Raw genomic sequence first — 7,414 nt, 5'->3', positions numbered from 1 at the left:
TGAAATCAGAACTATTTTATCTAAAGAAATACAACTCCATACTGGAGTTGACACAGGAAATAAAACAGTATATAAAATATTATAATAACGAGCGAATACGTATTAATTTAAATGGAATGAGCCCGGTAGAATACCGAGCTCATTATATTAAAAAGATTGCATAACTTCGTCCAACTTTTTGGGGTCAGTCCAACAAGGGGTTTTATTATTTTATGAATAGAATAATCTAATTTTATCTACTATAGTCTGGGCTAACTTTTCTTTGCTTTCTATTGTCCATCCTGCAATATGAGGGGATAGAAGTACATTAGGAGATTTTAAAAGATATTGAAAGGGCAGTGGGAGCTCTTTGTCTGAAAACATATTTTCAAAGGATGATTTTTCATATTCTAATACATCAAGGGCTGCTCCTAATACCTTTTTACTTTCTAAGGCTTGTACTAAATCTTGTGTATTTACTGATTTTCCTCTAGCTGTATTGATAAACCAAATTGGCTTTTTCAAGCTATTAAAGAAATCTTTGTTAATAAGGTTAATGGTTTGAGGGCTCTGGGGGGTATGTAAACTTACAATATCCACTTCATTTAACAGCTGTTCTAAACTAACCTCAGTGGCATTTTGATCCGATAGATTATCTTTTATATCATAAAAAATAACACGGCAATCAAAACCTTGTAAGCGTTTTGCAAAAGCCTTTCCCATATGACCATAACCTATTATCCCTACTGTCTTTCCTTCTATCTCTAGGCCTCTATTGTCTTCTCTAATCCATTTTCCTTGGCGAACTTGTTGATCAACATCACTAAGTTTGTTCATTAAATTTAGTAGCATACCTATTGCATGCTCCGCTACTGCCGTTCGATTTCCTTCAGGTGCATTAAATAATTCTATGCCTTTTAATTTAGCATAGTCTACATCTATATTTTCTAAACCAGCACCTACTCTTGCAATAAATTTCAAATTTGTTGCTTTATCTAGAAAATCTTTGTCAATTGAAAATCTACTTCTAATTACTAAACCAGTATATAGATGTATTTCTTTTTCTATTTCTTGTTTTGAAGATGTATAGTCTTGATCGTTTTCAAACCCCATTTTGCTTAACTCTTCTAGCATTAAGGGATGATTAGAATCTATATGAAGTATTTTTTTATGCATATAAGAAGAAATTTACATTATAAATTTAAAAGCCTAAAATAGATTTAGCAATGGAAAAGTAAATTAAAATTCCAAAAATATCATTACTCGTAGTAATAAAAGGCCCAGTTGCTAGTGCTGGATCTATACCATATTTATTTAGTAGTATAGGAACGAAGGTACCTATCAAACTTGCTATAATAATTACACTAATCAAAGATATAGATACGGTAATACCAATAATATAGTCTACCCCTAATAAAAAGTGACTTCCTACCATCATTAAAATGGCTAAGAAAAAACCGTTTAATAAACTCAAAGAGACTTCTTTTCCAAGACGTGACCAAATAGAACCTGAAATAGTATTATTAGCTAAACCTTGTACTATAATAGCTGAAGATTGAACCCCCACATTTCCAGCCATTGCAGCAATTAAAGGTGTGAAAAAGAAAAGGACTCCAAAGTTGTCCATAGCATCTTCAAAGCTTCTAGCTACATTTACTGCAATAAAACCTCCTATCATAGCCAATATTAACCAAGGTAACCTAGCTCTAGTTAGATCTAAGATACCATCATCCGCTTCTACGTCTTTGGAAATACCGGCAGCTAATTGGTAATCTTTGTCAGCTTCTTCCTTAATTACGTCAACAATATCATCAATTGTAATACGTCCAACTAATCTACCCATTTCATCCACTACTGGAATTGCTTCTAAGTCATATTTTTGCATTATACGTGCTACTTCTACGTCTTTAGTATCTACCTTTACATAATCTACAGTTGGAATATATACCTCACTAATATGTGCTGTGGTAGAAGTGGTAAGTAAATCTTTTAAAGATAAGCGTCCTTTAAGTTTACCAAAATCATCTAATACATAGATGGAATGTACACGTGAAACATTTTCGGCCTGTTTTCTCATTTCTTTTACACAAGTTAAAACAGTCCAGTTTTCATTCACTGATACATATTCTTTTGCCATCAGTCCACCTGCGGAATCTTCGTCATAGCGAAGTAAGTCAACAATGTCTTTGGCGTGGTCTAAATCTTCAAGTTCAGAAAGGACTTCTTCTTTTCTGTCTTGAGGGAGTTCAGAAATAATATCTGCAGCATCATCAGTATCTAGTTCATCTAATTCCTCTGCAATTTCTTTAGGAGAAAGGGTCTTTAAAATTTTCTCCCTAACATCTTCGTCTAATTCTAATAGAATTTCGGCGGTTACTTCACTATCTAATAAGTTGAAAATATATAATGCATCCTCTGAATCGAGTTCATTCATTATTTCAGCAATATCCGCATAGTGAATATCTTTTAAGCTTTCGTGTAGCTCTTTATCCTTTTTTTCAGCAATTAAATCTTCAAATTCTTGAATTGATTCTCTACTGATTTTGAACTCCATTGTCTTGTATTTTTAAGGTTATTTGGATAAAATCTTCATAACTTAATTGTTCAGGACGTAGGTTGAAGATTTCTTGAGATTTAATCTCATCCGATAAGTTAAAGCTTTTTAAGCTATTTCTTAGAGTTTTTCTCCTTTGATTGAAAGAAGTTTTTACTACTTGAAAAAACAACTTTTCATCACATGGTAAAGTGAAATTAGGCTTGCGAATCATTCGCATTACCCCAGATTTAACTTTAGGAGGTGGATTGAAAACATGTTCTGACACGGTAAAAAGGTATTCAACGTCATAAAAAGCTTGACATAAAACCGATAGTATCCCATAGGTTTTACTTCCTTTTTTCTCACAAATACGTTCAGCAACTTCTTTTTGGAACATACCAGAGAACTCACAAACAAATTCTCTTAACTCCAGAGCCCTGAATACAATTTGGGTAGAAATATTATAAGGGAAGTTACCAATAACTGCAAATTGTTCTCTATTAAAGGCAGTAGTTATGTCAAACTTCAGAAAGTCTTTCGCAAAAATATGATCATGGAGTTTCTCGTAGTGCTTACCCAAATACTCTACTGATTCAGTATCAATTTCAACTACAAAAGTTTCTACTGGCTTATCTAAGATATATTTGGTTAATACTCCCATTCCAGGGCCTATTTCTAAAACCTTACTATATCCATTTAGTGTTAGAGTATCTGCAATTCTTTTAGCAACATTCTCATCGGTTAGGAAGTGTTGTCCTAAATGCTTTTTAGCTCTTACTTTATCCATGTTCCTATTCTATTAAAATTCACTTATTAGTTCTAATTCTGTTTTGAATGTAAGCATTAATTCTCCAAATAGAGCTCTTGCTTGATTTTCAAATTCGTCATGATGTTGTTGGTAGTATTCTTCAAGGTGATCTTTTGATGGAGATTCAAATTGTAGAGAATATGTAGTTCCACCCATTTCCTCTTCTACTAGAACTTTTACCAATCTAGCTTTAGTAAATTTCTTGGTGTCTAACATAGCAGGAATGAAAGTGTTTTTAGTCCAATCTAACCATGCATCATGTACATTTTCATGAATATTAACTGTTATATTATATATAATCATCTTTACTTTGATTTAAAAATTAAGCTAGAAACTAGCAAGGAAAAAAAAAGCACCAAATGAAATTTTTTCGGTTTGGTGCTTTATACTATATGAAATTTGGATATTTAGTCTATGATATCAAATCCTGTATATGGACGTAATGCCTCAGGTATTACAATTCCTTCAGGAGTTTGGTAGTTTTCTAAAATACCTGCTAATACCCTTGGTAAAGCAAGTGAACTTCCATTTAAGGTATGTGCTAATTGATTCTTTCCTTCTTTATCTTTAAAACGAAGTTTTAAACGATTTGCTTGGAAAGTTTCAAAGTTAGATACCGAACTAATTTCTAACCATCTATCTTGAGCTGTAGAGAATACCTCGAAGTCATAAGTAAGAGCAGAGGTGAATCCCATATCCCCACCACAAAGTCTAAGAATTCTATAAGGAAGTTTTAATTCTTCTAATATACCTTTAATATGCTCTACCATTGTATCTAAAGCTTTGTAAGAATTTTCAGGTTTTTCAATTCTAACAATTTCTACTTTATCAAATTGGTGTAAACGGTTTAATCCTCTTACGTGTGCTCCATAAGAACCAGCTTCTCTTCTAAAACAAGGTGTATAAGCTGTACATAATACAGGTAACTCACTCTCTTGTAAGATTACATCGCGGAATAAGTTAGTAACTGGTACTTCGGCAGTAGGAATTAAGTATAAATCATCTACCGTACAGTGGTACATTTGTCCTTCTTTATCTGGTAACTGTCCCGTTCCGATTCCAGAAGCTTCATTAATTAAATGAGGTACTTGGTATTCTTTGTATCCAGCTTGGGTGTTTTTGTCTAAAAAGTAGCTGATTAAAGCTCTTTGAAGTCTTGCACCTTTGTCCTTATATACTGGGAAACCAGCTCCTGTTATTTTATTTCCTAATTCAAAATCAATTATATCATATTTCTTAGCTAACTCCCAGTGTGGTTGAGCTCCTTCATGTAATGTAGGAATATCTCCCCATTGGTGTACATTTAGGTTGTCTTCCGCATCTTTACCAGCAGGAACAATATCTGTTGGTGTATTAGGTAAGGTATACATCTTCTCCGTTAAAGATGCAGTAATACTATTTAACTCTTCATTTAATTGCTTACTCTTGTCACGAAGGTTTGAAGTAGTTTCTTTGATTTCTTCTGCTTTTTCCTTCTCTCCATTTTTCATCAATTCTCCAATACTTTTGGATAGCTTGTTGGATTCTGCTAAAACATTATCTAACTCAACTTGTGTGCTTCGTCTTCTTTCATCTAACTCCAGCACTTCCTTTAGCAAATCGGCAACATCAAGATTTCTTTTAGCCAAAGCTTTGACTACTTGCTCTTGATTCTCTCTAATAAAAGCTATCTGTAACATATTTTATAAAAAATTAATTATTAGAGCAAAGTTAGAAAAATGTTTTCTATTTTGAGAGATTTTCTTGTTTAGGTTTTAAAATTTGTATAATATGAGGCTCTATGATTGAATAAAACATGTTTTATTCTAGCTTTTAAACTTTGGATATGGTCTTTTGGTTGATAAACAAAACTTAAAAAGCTAATGTTCCCCAAAAAAAATAGGAAATACTAAAAGTAATGCTTTATTTTTGTCGACATTAGAAAAAGAAAGTAACAAAAAACAATGGATATACTAATTAAATTATCTCAATTTATTTTGAGCTTGTCCTTATTAATCATTTTACATGAATTAGGGCACTTTATACCTGCTAAGATTTTCAAGACTAGGGTAGAGAAGTTTTATCTCTTCTTCGATATTAAGTTTTCTTTATTTAAGAAGAAGATTGGGGATACTGTGTACGGTATTGGATGGTTGCCTTTAGGTGGCTATGTGAAAATTGCTGGAATGGTAGACGAAAGTATGGATACTGACCAACTAGCTGGTGAGCCTCAACCTTGGGAGTTTCGATCTAAACCAGCTTGGCAAAGATTAATTATCATGCTTGGTGGGGTTACAGTAAACTTTATTTTAGCATTTGTTATATATATAGGTATGGTATATGCTTATGGAGACTTATATATTGACAATAAAGATATAGAACATGGTGTAGTTATTCAAAGTCCAGTACTTTTAGAGGCTGGTTTACAAACAGGGGATAATATTATCTCGGTGGATGGAAAGCAGATTGATCGTTTTCACAATATTAATGAGGCTTTACTATTAGGTCATAATGTTATTGTACAAAGGGACGGTGTGCAAAAGGAGATTCAGCTACCAGTAGATTTAATCGATCAAGTAATGCAAAATAAAGGTGGTGGATTTGTAAGTCTTCGTTTACCTTTTATTGTAGGAGCTATTGAACCAGGGTCTATAAATGAGGGAGTGTTCCAAGAAAAAGATGTTATTACTCAAATTAATGGTCAAACTGTAGAGTTTTACGATCAAGTGGGACCAATACTAGAGCAATATAAAGCAAGTAAGGTACCTGTTATTGTTCAACGTGAAGGAAATTCCGTAGAAGTAATGGCAAATATAGATTCTGAGGGAAAACTTAACCTTTATTATATGCCTGGGTTAACTTTAGATAATCTAGAGAAATTAGGACTTTATACTATAAGTAAAGAGAAATATAGCTTATTAGCATCTATCCCTATTGGAATAGAAAAAGGAAAGGAACGTATCCTTAGTTACTTTAGTCAATTAAAGAAAATTGTTCAACCTGAGACTGGAGCTTATAAAGGTTTAGGTGGTTTTAAAACAATGTATGACATTTTTCCGCAGTATTGGTCTTGGGAAGTGTTCTGGAATATCACTGCAATGTTCTCAATAATGCTTGGAGTAATGAACTTATTACCTATTCCGGCTCTTGATGGAGGACATGTTATGTTTTTATTGTACGAAATGATTACTGGTAGAAAACCAAGTGATAAATTTTTAGAAAACGCACAAATGGTTGGTTTCTTTATACTTATAGGTTTGTTGGTGTATGCTAATGGTAACGATATATACAGGGCAATCTTCAGTAATTAAAAAATAATTAAAAAAAATGGTATTTGTGTTTGCAGAAATAAAAAATGATATTATATTTGCATCGCAATAAAGGTAAAACATCACCTTCCTCCTTAGCTCAGTTGGTTAGAGCATCTGACTGTTAATCAGAGGGTCCTTGGTTCGAGCCCAAGAGGGGGAGCAAAAAGCTAAATTTGATTTAGTGATTTGGATGATATACTTTCTGCAAAAGTTTTTTGTAGAAAAGGTGATGAACAATACCTTCCTCCTTAGCTCAGTTGGTTAGAGCATCTGACTGTTAATCAGAGGGTCCTTGGTTCGAGCCCAAGAGGGGGAGCAAAAAAAGCTAGACAGTTTTGTCTAGCTTTTTTTTTGCCCATACCTGAAAGGAAGAAAGCATTTTGTGCTATTAAAATAAATACTCGTATTTTATGGATTAGTATATGGTGTTTTGTGGATTTTTGTCTTTTATATATATGGGTATACATAATGTGACTTATAATAAATAGGGTAGTACTCTTGTTTAAGTCTTTGTTATTGATTTTTTGCCTGTATTGCTTGTAGAAAGTTATCTGCTTAGTAGGGGATTTGTTTTATTAGAAAATAAAAATGAGGTAAAACGCACTATGATAAACAGTTAGTTTTTTTATTGAAAAAAGAATGAAAAAAAGCATGTATAAAGTTTGGAAGTAAGGAATAAGTTTCTACTTTTGCACCCGCATTAAGCAAGACGATCTTATACAAAAAGAAGTAAAGTTACCTTTTAAAAACATTAAAGAAATTTTAAGAAAAATAAATTTGGATAATGAAAAAATAAGGTGG

The 7,414-nt window shown here is 32.7% G+C and carries 7 protein-coding genes and 2 tRNA genes; 4 read left to right on the top strand and 5 right to left on the bottom strand.

Features of this window, described 5'->3' with window-relative positions; genetic code table 11:
• Positions 1-164 (top strand): IS3 family transposase (locus tag ACYSNM_RS13570; RefSeq protein ID WP_461756392.1); only part of this gene is annotated, 164 nt, incomplete at its 5' end.
• Positions 165-210: 46 nt separating this feature from the next.
• Here ACYSNM_RS13570 and ACYSNM_RS13565 read toward each other — a convergent pair.
• The 5 genes from ACYSNM_RS13565 to serS form a co-directional block, all read right to left on the bottom strand.
• Positions 211-1,155: a 2-hydroxyacid dehydrogenase gene (locus ACYSNM_RS13565; RefSeq protein ID WP_461757414.1), complete on the bottom strand. Its 945-nt coding sequence runs from the start codon at positions 1,153-1,155 to the stop codon at positions 211-213.
• 25 nt (positions 1,156-1,180) lie between these two features.
• Entirely contained in the window at positions 1,181-2,533 is a 1,353-nt protein-coding gene (gene mgtE, locus ACYSNM_RS13560) for a magnesium transporter (RefSeq protein ID WP_461757413.1), read from the bottom strand.
• A complete protein-coding gene (gene rsmA / locus ACYSNM_RS13555; RefSeq protein WP_461757412.1) occupies positions 2,514-3,302 on the bottom strand; it encodes a 16S rRNA (adenine(1518)-N(6)/adenine(1519)-N(6))-dimethyltransferase RsmA in 789 nt (262 codons plus the stop codon). Before rsmA ends, mgtE begins: the two co-directional genes overlap by 20 nt.
• A 12-nt stretch (positions 3,303-3,314) precedes the next feature.
• Positions 3,315-3,626: a DUF4286 family protein gene (locus ACYSNM_RS13550; protein ID WP_461757411.1), complete on the bottom strand. Its 312-nt coding sequence runs from the start codon at positions 3,624-3,626 to the stop codon at positions 3,315-3,317.
• 104 nt (positions 3,627-3,730) lie between these two features.
• Positions 3,731-5,002 carry a serine--tRNA ligase gene (gene serS, locus ACYSNM_RS13545; RefSeq protein WP_461757410.1) on the bottom strand — a complete coding sequence of 424 codons (1,272 nt, stop codon included), beginning with the start codon at positions 5,000-5,002 and terminating at the stop codon, positions 3,731-3,733.
• Between the two features lie 264 nt (positions 5,003-5,266).
• Between serS and rseP the strand changes: the two genes are divergently transcribed.
• From rseP to ACYSNM_RS13530, 3 genes are all read left to right on the top strand, one after another.
• A complete protein-coding gene (rseP, locus tag ACYSNM_RS13540; RefSeq protein WP_461757409.1) occupies positions 5,267-6,613 on the top strand; it encodes an RIP metalloprotease RseP in 1,347 nt (448 codons plus the stop codon).
• Positions 6,614-6,699: 86 nt separating this feature from the next.
• Positions 6,700-6,773 (top strand) — tRNA-Asn (locus ACYSNM_RS13535).
• Positions 6,774-6,855: 82 nt separating this feature from the next.
• Positions 6,856-6,929: transfer RNA gene (locus ACYSNM_RS13530), tRNA-Asn, on the top strand.
• Positions 6,930-7,414 lie beyond the last annotated feature (485 nt).

Source organism: Myroides sp. LJL116, assembly GCF_054871685.1.
The sequence above is the reverse complement of the archived record's forward strand: the minus strand, read 5'-3'. Positions and strand labels throughout refer to the sequence as shown.